Below are 16,801 nucleotides of genomic sequence, written 5' to 3'. Positions count from 1 at the left end.
TCATCCGGCACACAAATGTCCAACGCTGAGAATCCGTCGGATCGTTCAAAGCCGCACACCTTGGTGACCGGCGCCAGCGGCTTCGTCGGTTCGCACCTGGTCGATGTCCTGGTAGACGAGGGCTGCTCCGTCACCACCACGAGCCGCCATCGTCCCCGTTATCTTGATCGCCCCAAATACGCCGGCGTCCGATACGTGCCCGGCGATCTACGCGAACCGTCGTCCCTGCGCCCGGCCGTCGAGGGCCAGGAACTCGTGTTCCACTCCGCCGCCCTGTTCGATTTCTTCGCGCGCCAGGATGAACTCTACGCAACCAATGCCGTCGGCACACGCAACCTCCTGGCGGCTTGCCGCGATGCGGGAGCATCCCGCTTCGTCAATATATCGAGCGGCGCCATCTACGGCACTTCCTACGAGAACAATCTTGTAAAGGAAACGGATCGCCCGTACCCCTCGGACAAGTACGCCGCCAGCAAGTGGGCCGCGGAACAAGAAGTCTTCGAAGCCAATGCGACGGGTAAGCTTCAGGCGGTCAGCCTGCGGCCCGGGGCCATCTACGGTCCGGGCAGCCGGTACGGCGATGCGAAGGCTCTGTACCTCATGAAACGCGGTTTCCTCTTCGGAAAGCCGGGCTTGAAGGAAGTGATCTCCTCCCATATTCACGTCCGGGACATGGCCCGTGCCGCCCTGTACCTCAGCCGGCGTGAAGACATTTGGAATCCGAAGGCCACGGAGCCGCACCAAATGGCGTTCAACGTGTCCGACCACTCCCCAACCTTCAATGGAGATCTGCTGGAAAAGGCCAGCGCCCTCATGCCCGAGAAGGGCCTTCTGGGTTTCTTCAACGTGCGGATCCCCGCCTGGCTTCTGAAGACGTCGGCCTTCTTCGTGGAAATGGGCGCGAAAGCGATCCGCAAGCGGCCGTGGTTTGAAGTGGACTCGATCGACTACATCACCTGCGGCCACGGCCTTTCGAACGAGAAACTGAGTGCCACCGGCTACGCCTTCCAGTACCCCTCGATCCTCGACGCCATCGAAGAGGTCATCCGCTGGTACGAAGAGACCGGCTGGGCCGTCTTCGAATCCGACAGCCCCCTCTGGAACGAGACCTAGAAGAATGTAGTCATGTGGCCATGGGGCCATGGGGTCATGGCAAGATGACTCCATGCTGACATGAAGACATGATTACATTTTCTCGGATCTGGCTCCTCGCGCTCTCCGCCCTCGTCTCGCCGGTCTTATTTCTCCTGTTCTCCCAGCCCAGCCTGAGTTGGTTGGACGAAAAGAGCCGCGATCTGCTGATGTGCCTACGGGGGCGCAACAATCCGGAAAGCAGTGAGATCCTTTTGTACTTGGATGAGAATACCTACCGCCACTACGGCGTACCCCTCTCCGCCTGGTATGGGCCGATGGCGGAACTGGTCGACCGATTGATCTCCGGAGGAGCTCGGGCCATTGTGTTCGACTTCCTTTTCCTTCCGACGGATTCGGCCGCGGCATCCACTCTGCCCCTCGCCGGCGCCCTCATGCGGGCAGCGGCCCGGGGCGTCCCCATCATCATCGCCTCCGAAATCGCCCCCAGCGGCGGGATCAAGTATCCCTACCCGCTTCTTCGCCAGGCGGCCGCTGCCGCGGGATTCTTCAACCTGAGCCCCTCGAAAGACGGCGTGATTCGCCACCAGGAAACCTACGTCAAGACGGACGATGGGGCGCACCTCTCGCTGGCCGCCGCGGCCCACGCCGCTCTGAACCGGCTTTCCTCCCAGGAATTCTCCGCCGCTTTCCCCAAAAAGATCCGACTCGGATTCCAGCCCAAAGGCTCGATTCCGTCCGGTTCCATACTGACGGTCATTCAAAACCAGCCGGGGATGGACGTGAAGGCCCGAGTTGTTTTCGTCGGACCCTCGCCGGATTTCCTCTCGGACTTGTTCACCACACCCTTCAATCTCCTGCACAACGATCCCAAAGACCTCTTTGCCGGTCTCGAGGTTCACGCTACGACTTTCGGCAGCTTGTCGGGCGGTCGGTTCATCCGTGACGCGCCCCCACTCCCGGTGGCGGCCGGCCTGCTCTTCGGGGCGTTTGTTCTTCTCCTTGCCGCCAGAGAGTCCATCGGTCGCCTCGCCCTGGCCCTCGCCATGCTCTGCCCCCTCTATTTTGCCGCAGCCTATGTCGCGCTGCGCCACAACATCGGGCTTCCGGTTCTCCCCATCCTCATTCCCTGGATGGTTCAAACCGCCGTCGCGACCGGCGTCCGATTCTGGTTCCTCGATCGCAAGAAACGGACCCTCGAGAAAGCGTTCGGCCGCTACGTCAATCCCCTCGTGCTCGCGTCCATCCTGGACCACGAGGACGAGATCGATGAATCGGGAAAGATGGTCGAAGCCTGCATCCTCGTCACCGACCTCAAAGGATTCACCACCATCTCCGAGTGGATGGACCCACGGGATCTGGTGGCCATGCTGAACGAGTACTTCGAGTGGACGACGGACATCATCCGCCGTGAAGACGGACTCGTCCTGAGCTTTCCGGGAGACGCCATCCTCGCGGTCTTCGGCGTGCCGGTGCAGGCGAGCGACAACGGCGCATCGGCCGCCCTCAAGGCCGCCCTCGGTCTGTGGGAAGAAGCGGAAAAAAGAAAAGTCAGCATCCACGTGGCCGTCTCGAAGGGTCCCCTCGTCATCGGCCGGATCGGCAGTCGGTTCAAGAGCGATTTCACCGTGATCGGCGACACCGTCAACACGGCCTTCCGAATCGAATCCTATTCGGACGACAAAGGTTTGGTAGCCACCGAGAATGTGCTACTATCGGCCACACAGGCAACTGCCCAAATGTATGAGTATATTGAGACAAGCGAAGTCCACGTTAAGGGAAAAGGGAAAGCCGTTGCCATCGTCAAGATCAAGCCGATTACGCGAGGTAAAATATGATTCTATGTAACATGGCGGTCTTTCTATCGCTCGTTCAGTGGAGCAGCTTGGTCTCGGCCGACCCGGCACAGGTCACCCTTGTCCGCGCCGGAAAAAAGACCCCCCCGGAAGTCATGTCCGAACTGAAGGCGAAGGACACCTTGGAGTTCAAGGGCGGGGAGGCGACGATCTTCTTCTCACCCGACCGCTTCGTCACGTTCAAGGGAGCCGGCAGCCTGGTTCTCACCGAGCAAAACGGATGGAAGGTCGATGGCACGCTGAAGGCCGAGGAGAGCAAAGTGGCCGAGAAAGGTCTGGCCAAGGTGTTCTCCAAGGAGACGGCCACGGCCACAGGAGGAGCCTATTTTCGCTCCGGCGGCCTCCTTACGCGGCTCGCCTATCCCGTGTCCATCGCCGTGGAACAAGCCACTCCCTCATTCCGGTGGCGGGAAAAAACGGTGGGAAAAGTCGTCCTGAACAAACCTGACCATAAGGGAATCCTCTGGGACACTCCGGTGGCGGGGACAGAACTTGGCTATCCCTCAGGGTCGGAACCTCTCGAGGCCGGGAAGAGTTACTGCTGGGAACTCACCGGTTCCAAGGGGGAATCTTTGGAAACCGCCTGTTTCCGGGTTGTGAGCCAGGAGGATGTGAAAAGCCTCGGCATGATCCGCCAGGCGGTGGAAAACGCCACACCCACGCAGAAAGAGGCTCTCTGCAAGACCGGCGTCTCTTACTTTGTCAGGGAATCCCGCCTGGAAGCGGCTCTCGATCTGCTCAAGGCATGTCCCGCGTCGGGTCCGGGGCAAACCCTCAAGGGTTCCATCGAAAAACGACTCGGGCTTTGATCGGTCGCGCGTTCGGGCGCATAGCCCTTGTGGCCGGCGTGGGGGTCGCGGCCCTCTCTTGCGTCCACCTGAAGGCGGATTCGACCGGCGCCATTCGCCCTCTCGACCTCGGTCGCGCCACAACGCATACGGCCTTTGAGATGGTTTCCGCGCCGACATCGAGCGATCCCATCTTCCGCTACAAGCTCCAACGCTACAATCTCAAGCGCGTCGGCTACGAGGAGGAAATCGAGCCGCGCATCCAAATGACCACGGCGGGCTGGATTGCGGCCGGGACCGCGTGGGCCGCCGCGCTTGGAGGCGGCGCCTACTTGATGAGCCAGGGCATACGCAACGGCCGGTCCGATCTCCGCACCTGGGGCTCCACCGCGCTTTTCGCCAGCGACGCCGTATTCGGCGGAACCCTCGCGTTCCGCCTGTTCGGGCACGGCAGGAAGTTGAAACCCAAGTGGACCTATATCGAGGATTCCGACCGTAGCGTGGTGGAATCGGTTTCGGCCGCCACCCTTACACCCGTCGAAATCCGTTTGAAAACCCAGGCGGGCGACCAGGCGGTTCCGATGTCGACCGATCTGGAAGGCGTCGTGGAAATTCCCATTCACGATCTCGAGCCGTACCTCAGTCCGGATAAACCGACTCCCGCACGGCTGGTCTATCCGGCCAACGAGAAAACCTACACGACCTTTGCCGTGAGCACCGGTCTGACGCCCGGGCCCACGCTGACGGTGCTCAAACCGAACGAGGAATTCATCCAAGTCGACGATGAAGTGATCGAACTTTCCGGCCTCGTCAACGACCCCGTCGGACTCCGCCGGCTCGTGGTGATCGTCAACGGCAAGAAGGAGCTCGATTACGAGCCGAAAGTCCTCCAACGCGACTACGCGTTCAACGCGGCCGTCAAACTGGCCGCGGGGCTGAACGTCCTCCGCGTGCGGGCGCAGGGGCGAACCGGTTCCATTGAGCGGCTCGTCCATGTCGAACGCTCGACCTCCCCACCGCAGGTCTTCGCCGTCTTCATCGGCATTTCCCAGTACGCCTCGCTGCCGCCCACCGGGTTCGCGGCCGAAGACGCCGGCGCCCTTCACGAACTGATGACACAAAAAGGCCTCGTCGGTTCCTCCAACTCCTTCGTCATCGCCAACGAGGAGGCGACCTTGGAACGCGTGAGGGAGGTCTTGGGAACCGAACTCAAGCAGCGGGCCACGCCGAATGACGACGTCCTGGTCTATTTCGCGGGACACGGCGCGACCGAAAAGGATGCCGCCTCACCGGACGGGGATGGGTTTTCAAAATACCTCGCCGTCTACGATACGCGTCCGGGTTCCCTCTATTCCACCGCTCTTCCCATGGAGGAACTCCGCACGCTTTTTGAACGCATCCGGGCAAAGAACATCCTGTTCATCCTCGACACCTGCTACTCGGGCGGCGGCGGTCGGACGATTTCCAAGGCCGTCGGGAAGCTCTCGGACAAGTTCCTCAATCGACTGTCGGATGCAAGGGGCCGCGCCGTAATGAGCTCCGCCGGACCGCTCGAAGTGGCGCGCGAGGACCCCAAGCTGAAACACGGGATCTACACTTCCGCCCTGCTGGAGGCGATGGACGGCAAGGCCGACCTGAACGAAGACCGCCTCCTGACCCTCGAAGAACTCCACAATTGGACCTACGCCTCCGTACGCGAGAAAACCGACGGCAAGCAAAACCCCGTCCTCCGGGGCACGCTCGACCTCACTCTCAAACTCGAGCCATGACCCCAATCTCCAGATCCATGGAGGCCCTGTCCGGCCGTACATTCGGTCAACGGACTCTTCCCATGGCGCGAAGATCCTTTGCCCTCCCCATTCTTTTCACTCTTCTCTTTTCACTCTTCACTTCCTCCTGCGGCACCGCCACCTTCATCGCCGAGGAGAAAGTCGTGAAACCGATTGAGCCCCCCAACCCGAATGTAACGATCCAGACGGGGGATCATGCCCACACTTTTCCCAAGACCTTCATCGGCTACGCCGATCTGCTCTCCCAGCCGGACCGGGCCGGATGGGAAAAAGCACGCGAGTATTTCAGGGGAGCCCAGAATGATCCAAATGTGGACCCCGGCGCGGCTACGTACGGGGAATTCGCCACCGACTTTCTTATCACGCTCCAAGACCTGAACGAACTGACCAGCGCGATGCTGAAACTTTTCGGCATGGAGGGCGCGCCGCCGAGGGACGCGATACTCGCCGCTCCTCCGTCATCCCCGATGTTCGCCCCGCCGTTTCCCGTGGGCGCCCGCCGCCACGCCGCAGGGGAGATCTCCCACGGCGTGCTCGAAGACCTGTTCAACGTCTATCTCCTGAATGCCGTCGCCCGGAGCATCCCGAAGCTGGAATCGGTCCTCCATAGCGAGGATTTTGTCTTCCCCGCCAAGAGCGTCACTCTGGGATTCTCCGCGGCCGGGGTCAGCGCCGCGGGCGAGTTTGTCGGCTACCACAACAAGGCGGTGGCTCTTTATCTGCGGGACCTGCTCTACTTGATAGGGATGGCCTCTGACGCGGTTATCTCTCTCCGCCTCAACTCCGTAAACCTGATCAAGCAGATGACCGCCGGCCTCGACATGAGCGAGCTCCTGGAGAACTTCTTTGAAGGAGAAGGCGCCAAGCAGACAACCCGCCTGCTGAACAGCGATCCCACGTTTCTCACCTTCTTCCCCGAGCACCTGTCGCAGGCCAGGGACCTCCTGTTCGCCTACCTGCTCTCGAGCAGCATCAACGAAACGGTCCCCGTGGACAACCCAGGGCACTATTCCGATTCCTTCATGGCGTTCCTCGATGCCGAAAACTACATGAATGTCCGCAGCACGGGGTCTTCCTCGTCCAGCAGCGGCGTCTACCGTCTGGGAAAGGTCGAACCCTCGCCCACCGCCGCCCGATCCACGGAGAATCTCAGGCTTCACTTGACGAACCCGAAGCAATACCCATACGTCAATGCGGCCGATGTCTTCGGTCCCCTTCTCAACAACGTGTCCGCCGGGTTCAATTCGATTGCGACACAGGCCGTGCTCTCGTCGCTGACCTCCGACACGGGAGCCGCCGCGAACGTCACCCAGGCCGCCGTGACCAACCTCTTGGACACGGTCGGCGACATGGTCCAATTCGTCGCCGGCGTTCAACTCGGAATCAATCGAAGCGTCTTCTACCTGGACATGCACCAGCTCTTCAAATCCCTCGAGAATGCCAGGAATTATCTCCCCGCCTGGACTCGGGCCATCGGCTCTACCGATGGCTACTTCCTCGAGGAATTCGAATGCGGTGTCAAAGCGCCTCAAAATACCCTCAAGCTTTCCTGCGAGCCCGGGCGGCCCCTTACGGACTCCACTCATTTTCAAGAATGGCCCATGGATCAGTTGGGAGTGGGTATCTACGACATCGGCGGGATCTCCATCGATGATCCCGATTTCTCCACCGCATGGGGCGACGGCGTTCCCAAGGACGGAAAGAAATCCGCCTACGTTCATTTTCTGTGGCAGGACCCCGGATTCGGCGGCGCCGTGCTTGTGGATCCTACTGCGCTGGATTGGAAGAAGTACGGCGTGACGCTCCCGCAAGGTTCGACCGTTCCTTGCGGCGTCAAACCTGAGCTTCAAAAACTCAGCGGCCCTCCGGGCCTCTGCCTCATGAACCTCCTGAGTGACGTGCTCGCCGTCGGGAGTTAAGCATGCTGCGATCGGCCGCCCCGCCTCTCCGGGCTTGGATCGTCCTGTCTGTTTGTCTCACGCTCAGTTCCTGCACCTTCGGAATGCTTCTAGGCGGTGGTCCAAAAGCCGCCACCCGCCGCGGAAGCGACCCCGATGCGACGGCGAAACCCAATCTCGTCGATGTATCTCGCGTGGTACCCTCCCTCGTCGTCCACATGCGGTACGCGGGGGACCGCAATCTGTTTCACAAAGCCGTCTACCCGGCGAATCGATGCCTCCTGCGCGAGAAAACCGCGGAACGACTGGTCGCGGTCGCGAAGACTTTGCATGCGCAAGGCTTTCGCCTCAAAGTGTGGGACTGCTACCGGCCGCGGTCCATCCAATACAAGATGTGGGAGATCGTTCCGAATCCGGACTTCGTCGCGGACCCGAAGAAAGGCTCAAACCATAACCGTGGCGCAGCGGTCGACATCACATTGACGGACCTCAGCGGCGCCGACGTCCCGATGCCGACGGATCACGACGATTTCTCAGAGAAAGCCCAGGCGGAATACGCGGATCTTCCTGAAGCTGTAAGGCAAAACCGCGAAGTTCTCAAGAAAGCGATGCTCAATGCCGGCTTCACCACCATCCGGACCGAATGGTGGCACTTCGACGATGAGGAGAAAGGACGGTACGATCTACTTGATGTACCACTGGAGTCATTGAGCAAATGAGGGATGTAATCATGTAACCATGTAATCATGGAATCACCGCCCGGAAAGTCGATGACTACATGACTCGATGGTCACTTCACCACATTCTTCATTCAGTTTCTGAGGACCGGCTGCTTCGTCTCGGCCAGCTTCACCAGAAGCGCGGCGGCGCCCTCCGCACCTGAGTTTCCCTGAAGACCCGCGCCGAATCGCCGCGCCTGATCCCGGTATCGCCCGTCCTCAAGAATCCGCCGTACCCAGCCCCTCAATCGGCCTTTCGTGACGAGCGCCGGCCGCAACATGACCCCCGCGCCCAGTTCCTCGACGCGCCGCGCGTTGTCCGGCTGGTCCCAATTAAAGGGCACCATCACCATCGGCACCCCGTGCCGGAGCCCGCCCATGCAAGTGGAGAATCCGCCGTGGTGTACCATTGCGGAAACGCGATCCAGAAAATAGCTGTGGGGTACGAAATGTTGAAGAATGGCATTCCCCGGCGGGGCCGTCAGCCGGGAGTGATCCACGGCGTCGCCCGTGGTCACGATCACGTGCACCGATTCCTTCTTCAAGGCGTCCATCGCCAGGTCGAAAAACTCCTCTCGCATGGGACCGACGGCGGTTCCCTGGGTTACATAGACCACCGGTTTTCCTGCGTCCAGCCGGTCCAGCCAGTCCGGACGCGGACGTCCGACAGGATGGTCCCACAGACTTGGGCCTACGAAGTGGAGATGCGGAGGAAAATCGGAGCGCGGATACTCAAAGTCCAATGTCGAGAACGCGAGATAAAGATAAGGCGAGAAGGTCGTCGAGAAAAATCCGTGCGGCAGATTCGGAAGTCCCAGGCGGCGTCGAGGATTGTTGAACACCGAATCGTACTGCCGGGAAAACAGTTTCCCTCCCCACCAGATGAAGCGGTTCATCCAGAATTGCCACCACTCGTTCGGCGGGCCGAGTCCCAGCCCGGGCGGTGTGGATCCACGACCCTCAACCAGGGTGAGGAAGAGCCCGCTGGTCGCCCAGGGCAGGCCCGACCGCTCCGCGGCGATGGCGCTCCCGAAGGCGATCGTATCCACCACCACGGCGTTCGGCGAAAACGCGTCTATGGCCCGCAGCGTGCCCTCGGCCATTTCCCCGATCAAAGGACCCACCACGCGTTTGATCATGTAGTGCGTCTGGACGAGTCCGCGCTTCCTGCAGAACCCCGGATGGAGCCGGGGCCAATCCTTGTACCGGACGGCCGGGCCCGAAAGATACGCCGGCAGGCCCAACTGCTTCACCGTCTCGACCACGCCGAGATCCGCCTCGCTCACGAATGCGACGTGGTGACCCCACTCCTTGAGCTTGAGCGCAACGGGAACCGTCGGGAAGAAGTGTCCAGCCGGACCGGGGACACAGAACAGGAATCTCACGTCGGCATTCTACCGGTCCACTTCCGAATAGCCAGCCAAAATCCGATTGTGTAGACTTCCGTGCAGATGGAAGTCTTCTTCCGCGCTCTCTGGCCGCCGATTGTCCTCCGACCCTGGTTCCTCTGGCTCGCCGGCTGCCTCTCCCTGGCCGCGGGACTGTTCCTCCTCCTTCGTCCCGAAGCCTTCGTGCGCCTCTCGATGCTGAGCGACCCCAGAGTCAAGAGGCCCTCCACTCACCTCATTCGATGGATTCTCACGCCGGCCCTTTTCGTCGCAGGGGTGGTGACTCTCTGGTATGCCTCGGTCCTCCAGACCGCGACGCGATAGCGCCGAATCACCCGCATGAGGGTCCAGCTCCCAAGTGGCATCGCGTGTTTCCAAGCAAGACGCGGGCTGAAGCCCCATGCCACGGAGGGTATGGGACCATGATATGTCGCCGCACCACGGATGGTGCGGCATGTAACATGGCCCGCGGCTACCGAAGACTCCTCCGGGGTAGGCGCAGGCTTTAGCCTGCGGTCGCTACGCGATAGGGATTCATTCCTCCAGATGGTCTAAGATAGCCCACATGGTTCGAGACGTACTTTACTATCCGGATGCGCAACTCAGGCAGAAGGCCGAGGCGGTCCGCGAGGTCGACGACAGCGTCCGGTCTCTCATACGCGATTTGACGGACACGATGTACCGCTTTTCCGGCGTCGGACTGGCCGCACCGCAGATCGGCGTCCTCCGGCGCGTTTTGGTGATCGACGTTTCGTGGGTGAAGGGTGAGAAAGAGCCGGTCGCCCTCATCAACCCGGAGATCCGGTCGAGGAAAGGGTCCATCGTCTACGAGGAAGGATGCCTGAGCCTCCCGGGATTCAACGCGAAGGTCACCCGTTCGAGCCGGGTCAAGGTGGGCACCCTCGGTCTGGACGGCCGTCCCGTCGAAATCGAAGCCGAGGACATGAAGGCCATCGCGATCCAGCATGAAATGGATCACCTGGACGGTGTTCTCTTCATCGATCGGGTAGCCAAGAGCGTGCGAGACCTCTACGATCGCCGCCTCCGGAAGTGGCAGGAGGAGTTCTACGGCACTCCCGAGCAGCGGCGGCTCCTGCTCGAAGATCACGAAGGTGCGCGACTATGAGCTCTGTGATCCCCGGCAGCCCCCCGCTCCGCATCCTGTACATGGGGAGCAGTGAATTCTCCATTCCCACGCTTGAATCCCTTGCGAGGGGCCCCCATCGCGTGGTCGCGGTCGTCACCACTCCGGACCAGCCCCAGGGCCGCGGAATGAAATCTGCGCCTTCCCCCGTGAAGACCCGCGCGGAAAAGCTCGGACTGCCGCTTTTCCAGCCGGACAAACTCAAAGATCCCGATTTCATCGGACTCATCGCGCGGCTCAGCCCGGCCCTCGGCGTCGTCGCCTCGTATGGGAAGATCCTTCCGGACGCCCTTCTCCGCCTCCCCCCACTGGGGTTCATCAATCTCCACCCTTCGCTCCTCCCAAAATACCGCGGGGCGGCGCCCATCCAGTGGACGATCCTGAACGGCGACGCCGAAACCGGCGTGACGGCCTTCCTGATGGATCGCCTGGTGGACCACGGCCCGATTCTCGCCCAGCGCAGGGTGGAGGTGAAGGATGCCGAGGAGGCGCCCGCCTTGCACGATCGCCTCGCCCGGCTCGGCTCCGAACTTCTGGCGGGCACGATCGACCCATTCGCGGCGGGGAGCATCAGGCCCTCCGAACAGGATGACGCTCGAGCCACATCCGCCCCGAAGATCAGCAAGGAAGACGCCCTGATCGCCTGGAAAGACGAGGCTCCGAAGATTGAGCGAAGGCTCCGAGCCTTCCAGCCCTGGCCCGGAACCCATACACACCTCGATAGAAAATTACTCAAGATTCTCTCGGCCACGACGCGGGCGCACAACGTTCAAGCGGATCCCGGAACCGTCGTCGGCGCCGGCCCCTCCGGTATTGAGGTCGCCTGCGGCCGAGGCACGCTGGTCATCCACGAAATCCAGCCCGAGAGCAAAAAAAGAATGACCGCCGCCGAGTTCGTCAACGGCTATCGACTTAAGAAGTCTGCGAGGTTCCAATGACTAAGAACAACTGGAAGATCTCTCCCTCCCTGATCGCCGCCGACTATCTCCATCTCGGAGATGAAATCCGGGAAGTCTCGGAAGGCGGGGCGGACTACATCCACGTCGACGTCATGGACGGCCACTTCGTACCCAATTTGACCCTGGGGCCGGAGATTACGGCCTTCATTAAGAAGGCGACCGCCCTTCCCCTCGACGTCCACCTTATGATCAGCAACGCCGAGGTTTCTTTCAAGGACTACATCCAGGCGGGAGCGGCCATCCTCACGGTTCACGTCGAAGCCGTGACCCATCTCCACCGGCTGATTCAGGAGATCAAGAAACTCGGCGCGAAGGCCGGCGTGGCCGTCAACCCCGCGACCCCCATTGAGGCCGTTTCCGAGATCCTGCCGGACATCGATCTTGTGAACATGATGAGCGTGAATCCAGGATTCTACGGTCAGGCGTTCATCTCGGCCGTATTGCCGAAGATCCAGCGGCTCCGGGAAATCGCCGACAAGCGGAATCCCGCCCTCGACATTGAGGTGGACGGCGGCGTGAAGCTGGAGAACATCGCCCAAGTGGCTTCCGCCGGGGCAAATGTCTTCGTCTCAGGCGCCGGCGTCTTCAAGAATAAGCCATACAAGGACACGATCAAGAAAATGCGCCAAGCCCTCGCCGGCGCGTGAATAATCGGTGACAGTATACTATTATTGCCGTTGCAAGCCTTAATAGAGTATACTGTCACCTATTATTTCCGTCCAGGGCCTCTCTGACCTTCACCGCCAGCACTTCGGCCGAAAACGGCTTGGGGAGATAGACCACGCTGGGAAAATCCATCTGGGCGGATGGAAAGCCACGACCCGGGTAGCCGGACATCATGAGGGCTTTCACCAGGGGACGGGCCACCCGCAGCCGGCGCACAAATTCCCAGCCGTCAATCACCGGCATGACAATGTCGGATACAACAAGATGAATATCACCTGGGTGATTTTCCGCGGCTTGGAGCGCCAGCATCGGATGCGGCGCCTCCAGGACGACATACCCGATCTTCCGCAGCATCCGCGCCGTCACGGCGCGGACCATTTCGTCGTCCTCCACCAGCAAAACCGTCTCGGACCCTCCCGGAACTGAACGCGCGCCGCCCGCAGGTTGAACTTCCTCAGGGGCCTCCTCGATGCCGGGAAGATGAATGCGGAAAAGACTCCCTCGCCCCGGTTCGCTCGAGACGTTGATGTGGCCGCCGCTTTGTTTGACGATCCCATAGACCATCGCCAAGCCGAGTCCCGTGCCCTTCCCCGGCTCCTTCGTCGTGAAGAACGGCTCGAAGATGAAAGGGAGATTCTCCGCGGCTATCCCCTCCCCGGTGTCGCCGATGGACAGGCTCACGTATCGTCCCGGCTTCATGTCCAGATTGCGGCGGGCGTACTCTTCCCCCAGGTCTTCGATGAGCGTCTCGACGGACAACCGCCCGCCATCCGGCATGGCGTCCCGGGCGTTGACCGCCAGATTCATGATGACCTGTTCCAACTGCCCGGGGTCCGCCTTCACGGGTAGGACGCCGGGAGCCAGGTGCGTCGTGAGTTCGAGGTCCTCCCCGATCAGCCGGCGGAGCATCCGGGTCAGGTCGCGGATCAACGCATTCAGGTCCAGAATTCTCGGTTGGAGAACCTGCTGACGGCTGAAGGCGAGGAGTTGTCGAGTCAAACTCGCGGCCCTGGATGCCGCCTCCAGGACCTCGGAGAGATCTTCGGAGCACGGATGCGTCGGCCCCAGTTCGCTGAAAACGATCTCGGAACGACCCGATATGACGGTCAGCAAATTGTTGAAATCGTGCGCCACGCCGCCCGCGAGTCGGCCCACCACCTCCATCCGCTGGGAAAGCCGGAGTTGGGCCTCCAGGCTCCCGCTCCTCTTGTTTTCCTTCGATTCCCGGAGGGCCCTTCGCACGGCGGTGACCAATCGGAGCGGCCGATCCTTGAGGATGTAGTCTGTCGCGCCCATTCGGACCGCCTCCGCCGCCCGTTCCTCACCGATGGTTCCGGAAAGGAAAATGAACGGCACTTCGGGCCGCACCTTGCGCGCCACGGAGAGGGCGGACAGGCCGTCCGTCGTCGGAAGCGTGAAATCCGAGACGATCAGATCCACGCCATTCTCTCGAAGAATCTTCTCGAATTCGGTCAAGGACTCCACGCGAATGATTTCGCACACGATGCCGTCCTCGTGAAGAAATGCGCGCACCAACTCCGCGTCGCCGGGGTTGTCCTCCAGGTGGAGGATCTTCAACGCTGCTCCCCCCGCAGCCATACCTACCTCACGCGCCGGACGCTTCCGATGGGTGGCTCATTGATGAGTCCCCAAAAGACTCCGAGCTGTTTCACGGCATCGACGAATTGCTGGAAATCGACCGGCTTGACCACATAGGCGTTGACGCCCAATTGGTAGCTCTCCACCAGGTCCTTCTCCTCCCTCGAGGACGTAAGCATCACGATGGGGATCATCTTGAGGGTGTCATCCGCCTTCACTTTCCGCAACACGTCCAGGCCATCCACCTTCGGCATTTTGAGATCCAGCAATACCACGGCGGGATTCTCCGGCGCGCGGAGCTTGAAAGCGCCGCGGCGATACAGGAAGTCCAATGCCTGCGCGCCGTCGTTCACCACCAGAACTTCATTCGCAAGGTGGTTTTCTTCCAGCGCGGCCAGCGTCAGTTCAACATCTTTCGGGTTGTCCTCAGCCAATAGAATCCGTTTGAGTTGGTTCATGATCCTTCCTTTCCGTTGGGAAGTGAAAAATAGAAGATCGCCCCTTCGCCGGGGGTGGATTCGGCCCAGGTGCGCCCGCCGTGGCGGCTCACGATCCGGCGGACGTTCGCCAGGCCGATGCCGGTTCCTTCGAACTCCGTCGCGCCGTGCAGCCGCTGGAAAACGCCGAAGAGCCGGTGGACATACTGCATGTCGAAGCCGACCCCGTTGTCGCGGACGCAAAAGATGACCTCGCTGCCTTCCGCGCGGGAGCTGATTTCGATCCGGGCGGGCGATTTCGGCCGGGTGTACTTCAAGGCGTTGGAGATCAGATTGACCCAGACCAGTCTCAACATGGGAGGATCTCCGGGGACCGGCGGCAGGGCGCCGATTTCCCACTCGATCGAGCGTCCGGTCTCCTGCTCGCCCAGATCGCGGACGACTTCCCCGACGAGGCGTTCCGAATCGACCCGTTCGGTTTTCAGCTCCGACCGGCCCATGCGCGAAAATACCAGAAGGTCGTCGATCAAGCGGCCCATCTGCTTCGCGGACTCGGACACCATGTCCAGCCAGCGTCGGTGTTTCTCATCGAGTTGCGGCGCCACGCTTTTCGTCAGGAGGTTCACGAAGCCGTCCACGTGCCGGAGCGGAGCCCTCAGATCGTGGGATACGGAGTAGCTGAAGGCTTCGAGTTCTTTGTTGGCCCTCTCGACCGCGGTGTTGGCGATGCGCAGGGCCTCCTCCGCCCGAGTGCGCTCGGCGATCTCGTTTCGAAGCTCGACGTTGACGCTCTCGACCTTGTTCTTCTCAATGTCGAAGTCCTCGAGAATGTTGAGCGCCGCGCGCTGCGTATCGGCGAGCCGGGCCTTCTCTTCGGCGAAGTCATCCAGAATGTTCAAGACCGCCTTCTGCGTCCCCTCCACGCGCGCTCTTTCCCCCGCGGCATCTTCAAGGATGTTGAGCGCCGCGCGGTGCGTGTCCGCCAGGCGGGCCTTTTCCTCGGCGGAATCCTCGAGGATGTTCAGGACCGCTTTTTGCGTGGCCTCAACGTGCGCCTTCTCACCCGCGGCGTCCTCCAGGATGTTGAGAATGGCGCTCGTCGTGCTGCGCGCGTCATCCTGCCCCCGGTCTCCGCTCACGCTCCGGCCGCTCCCCGGCTCCCCGGCCTGTTTTTCAGTTCCTCGATCTCCTTCTTGAGCTCGATCATCTTGAGCTCGCGGCCCACGGTGAGCTTCTGAAACCGCTCCAATTCCGCCAGGCGCTCCAGTTCCTTGCCCCTCTGTTCCGCGATCTCCACCTCGGCCCTCTTCTGCACGGTCACGTCGCGGGCCGCGGCGAACACGCCGAGCACGTTGCCCTGCGCGTCCTTGTAGACCGACGCGTTGTACAAGACTTCGGTCAATCGGTGATTCCTGTGCCGGATCGTGAGCGGGTAGTCGGTGACGGAGCCCTTGGCAAACACCTGCTGGTAGCCCTCGCGGGCCCGTTCGGGTTCGGTGAAATAGTTGGAAAAGTCCGTCCCGATCAGTTCCTCCCGGGGGACGCCCGTGATCTTGATGGTGGCCTCGTTGACATCCGTGATCTTGCCTTCGGGACTGATGGTGACGAGCGGGTCCAGGCTGGCCTCAATGAGACTCCTCGAATACTGCGAGGCGAAGCGCAGTTGTGCCTCGGCCTTCCTCTTTTCCGAGATGTCGCTCGACATGAGCAGGTAGCCGACCGGATTGCCCGACGCGTCGTTGCGGCGGGTGACGACGACGCTTGCGGCGAAGCGGGCGCCGTCCCTTCGGACGCGTTCGAACTCTCCCTCGGCCAAACCCTTCTCATAGGCGTTATCCAGCAGGCGTTTGACGGCGCCGGACTTGACGTCCTCCGGCGCGTGGAGAATCTCCGAGTTCTTGCCGAGAATCTCATCCGCCGAATAGCCGTAGTTCCTCTGCGCCCCCTCGTTCCATGAAAGGATGCGGTGGTTGAGATCTTTTCCAATAATGGAGTACTTGATGGAGCTTTGCAGGATGTTGTCGAGGAGGTTCTTCGTTTCGGAAAACTCCTTCATGACCCGCTTGGATTCGGTGACGTCCCGGGCCGCCGCGAAGACGCCGAGCACGTTGCCTCGCGCGTCCTTGTAAACGGACGCGTTGTAGAGGACGTCGGTGAGACGGCCGTCCTTTTGACGGATGGTCAGAGGGTAGTTGGTGACGAACCCCTTGGCGAACACCTGCTGATAGCCCTCGCGCGCCTTCTCAGGCTCCGTGAAGTAGTTGGAGAAGTCGGTTCCGACCAATCTGTCGCGCGGGACGCCCGTGATCTTGATGGTGGCTTCGTTCACATCCGTGATCTTGCCTTCCGGGCTGATCGTCACGAGAGGGTCGAGGCTCGCTTCGATGAGACTGCGGGCGTACTGCGAAGCCTGCTTCTGCGCGGTCACGTCGCGGGCCGCGGCGAACACACCGAGTACGTTGCCT

At 61.2% G+C, this 16,801-nt stretch carries 15 protein-coding genes; 10 read left to right on the top strand and 5 right to left on the bottom strand.

Going from position 1 to position 16,801, the window contains the following annotated elements; genetic code table 11:
* Positions 1-15: 15 nt before the first annotated feature.
* From HYT87_19495 to HYT87_19470, 6 genes are all read left to right on the top strand, one after another.
* Positions 16-1,113, top strand: a complete 1,098-nt coding sequence (locus HYT87_19495) for an NAD-dependent epimerase/dehydratase family protein (GenBank protein ID MBI2061930.1) — start codon at positions 16-18, stop codon at positions 1,111-1,113.
* Between the two features lie 68 nt (positions 1,114-1,181).
* A complete protein-coding gene (locus HYT87_19490; protein MBI2061929.1) occupies positions 1,182-2,930 on the top strand; it encodes an adenylate/guanylate cyclase domain-containing protein in 1,749 nt (582 codons plus the stop codon).
* Positions 2,931-2,941: 11 nt separating this feature from the next.
* Positions 2,942-3,757, top strand: coding sequence for a hypothetical protein (locus tag HYT87_19485; protein ID MBI2061928.1), 816 nt, complete (start codon positions 2,942-2,944; stop codon positions 3,755-3,757).
* Positions 3,754-5,505: a caspase family protein gene (locus tag HYT87_19480; protein ID MBI2061927.1), complete on the top strand. Its 1,752-nt coding sequence runs from the start codon at positions 3,754-3,756 to the stop codon at positions 5,503-5,505. Before HYT87_19485 ends, HYT87_19480 begins: the two co-directional genes overlap by 4 nt.
* A gap of 62 nt (positions 5,506-5,567) precedes the next feature.
* Positions 5,568-7,445, top strand: a complete 1,878-nt coding sequence (locus HYT87_19475) for a hypothetical protein (GenBank protein MBI2061926.1) — start codon at positions 5,568-5,570, stop codon at positions 7,443-7,445.
* A gap of 83 nt (positions 7,446-7,528) precedes the next feature.
* The gene (locus tag HYT87_19470; protein MBI2061925.1) at positions 7,529-8,143 is read left to right on the top strand and encodes a M15 family metallopeptidase; all 615 of its coding nucleotides are present in this window, start codon (positions 7,529-7,531) and stop codon (positions 8,141-8,143) included.
* Between the two features lie 92 nt (positions 8,144-8,235).
* Here the strand turns inward: HYT87_19470 and HYT87_19465 are convergent, their stop codons facing one another.
* On the bottom strand, positions 8,236-9,528 hold the full coding sequence (locus HYT87_19465) for a glycosyltransferase family 1 protein (GenBank protein ID MBI2061924.1): 1,293 nt from the start codon (positions 9,526-9,528) through the stop codon (positions 8,236-8,238).
* Positions 9,529-9,594: 66 nt separating this feature from the next.
* On the opposite strand from HYT87_19465, the gene HYT87_19460 reads away from it, so the two are divergent.
* The 4 genes from HYT87_19460 (at position 9,595) to HYT87_19445 (ending at position 12,281) form a co-directional block, all read left to right on the top strand.
* Positions 9,595-9,855, top strand: coding sequence for a hypothetical protein (locus tag HYT87_19460; GenBank protein MBI2061923.1), 261 nt, complete (start codon positions 9,595-9,597; stop codon positions 9,853-9,855).
* A gap of 241 nt (positions 9,856-10,096) precedes the next feature.
* On the top strand, positions 10,097-10,657 hold the full coding sequence (gene def / locus HYT87_19455) for a peptide deformylase (protein MBI2061922.1): 561 nt from the start codon (positions 10,097-10,099) through the stop codon (positions 10,655-10,657).
* A complete protein-coding gene (locus tag HYT87_19450; protein ID MBI2061921.1) occupies positions 10,654-11,613 on the top strand; it encodes a methionyl-tRNA formyltransferase in 960 nt (319 codons plus the stop codon). Before def ends, HYT87_19450 begins: the two co-directional genes overlap by 4 nt.
* Positions 11,610-12,281 (top strand): ribulose-phosphate 3-epimerase, encoded by a 672-nt coding sequence (locus tag HYT87_19445; GenBank protein ID MBI2061920.1) that lies wholly within the window; start codon positions 11,610-11,612, stop codon positions 12,279-12,281. Before HYT87_19450 ends, HYT87_19445 begins: the two co-directional genes overlap by 4 nt.
* Before the next feature lie 55 nt (positions 12,282-12,336).
* Here HYT87_19445 and HYT87_19440 read toward each other — a convergent pair whose 3' ends face one another.
* The 4 genes from HYT87_19440 to HYT87_19425 all read right to left on the bottom strand — a co-directional run.
* A complete protein-coding gene (locus HYT87_19440; GenBank protein ID MBI2061919.1) occupies positions 12,337-13,899 on the bottom strand; it encodes a response regulator in 1,563 nt (520 codons plus the stop codon).
* A gap of 2 nt (positions 13,900-13,901) precedes the next feature.
* Positions 13,902-14,357 carry a response regulator gene (locus tag HYT87_19435; protein ID MBI2061918.1) on the bottom strand — a complete coding sequence of 152 codons (456 nt, stop codon included), beginning with the start codon at positions 14,355-14,357 and terminating at the stop codon, positions 13,902-13,904.
* Positions 14,354-15,586 (bottom strand): hypothetical protein, encoded by a 1,233-nt coding sequence (locus HYT87_19430; protein ID MBI2061917.1) that lies wholly within the window; start codon positions 15,584-15,586, stop codon positions 14,354-14,356. The genes HYT87_19435 and HYT87_19430 overlap by 4 nt, the downstream gene beginning before the upstream one ends.
* A partial coding sequence (locus tag HYT87_19425) for a PAS domain S-box protein (protein MBI2061916.1) occupies positions 15,472-16,801 on the bottom strand: 1,330 nt, incomplete at its 5' end. The genes HYT87_19430 and HYT87_19425, both read right to left, overlap by 115 nt.

Source organism: Nitrospirota bacterium (genome assembly GCA_016180645.1).
Taxonomy (GTDB): domain Bacteria; phylum JACPQY01; class JACPQY01; order JACPQY01; family JACPQY01; genus JACPAV01.
The sequence above is the reverse complement of the archived record's forward strand: the minus strand, read 5'-3'. Positions and strand labels throughout refer to the sequence as shown.

What these genes read in the sequence shown, in the direction of transcription:
- HYT87_19475 (MBI2061926.1), top strand. Translation starts at nt 5,568, where the DNA reads ATGGCGCGAAGATCCTTTGCCCTCCCCATTCTTTTCACTCTTCTCTTT.
- HYT87_19440 (MBI2061919.1), bottom strand. Translation starts at nt 13,899, where the DNA reads ATGGCTGCGGGGGGAGCAGCGTTGAAGATCCTCCACCTGGAGGACAAC.
- HYT87_19470 (MBI2061925.1), top strand. Translation starts at nt 7,529, where the DNA reads ATGCTTCTAGGCGGTGGTCCAAAAGCCGCCACCCGCCGCGGAAGCGAC.
- HYT87_19485 (MBI2061928.1), top strand. Translation starts at nt 2,942, where the DNA reads ATGGCGGTCTTTCTATCGCTCGTTCAGTGGAGCAGCTTGGTCTCGGCC.
- HYT87_19435 (MBI2061918.1), bottom strand. Translation starts at nt 14,357, where the DNA reads ATGAACCAACTCAAACGGATTCTATTGGCTGAGGACAACCCGAAAGAT.
- HYT87_19495 (MBI2061930.1), top strand. Translation starts at nt 16, where the DNA reads ATGTCCAACGCTGAGAATCCGTCGGATCGTTCAAAGCCGCACACCTTG.
- HYT87_19490 (MBI2061929.1), top strand. Translation starts at nt 1,182, where the DNA reads ATGATTACATTTTCTCGGATCTGGCTCCTCGCGCTCTCCGCCCTCGTC.
- HYT87_19445 (MBI2061920.1), top strand. Translation starts at nt 11,610, where the DNA reads ATGACTAAGAACAACTGGAAGATCTCTCCCTCCCTGATCGCCGCCGAC.
- def (MBI2061922.1), top strand. Translation starts at nt 10,097, where the DNA reads ATGGTTCGAGACGTACTTTACTATCCGGATGCGCAACTCAGGCAGAAG.
- HYT87_19460 (MBI2061923.1), top strand. Translation starts at nt 9,595, where the DNA reads ATGGAAGTCTTCTTCCGCGCTCTCTGGCCGCCGATTGTCCTCCGACCC.
- HYT87_19450 (MBI2061921.1), top strand. Translation starts at nt 10,654, where the DNA reads ATGAGCTCTGTGATCCCCGGCAGCCCCCCGCTCCGCATCCTGTACATG.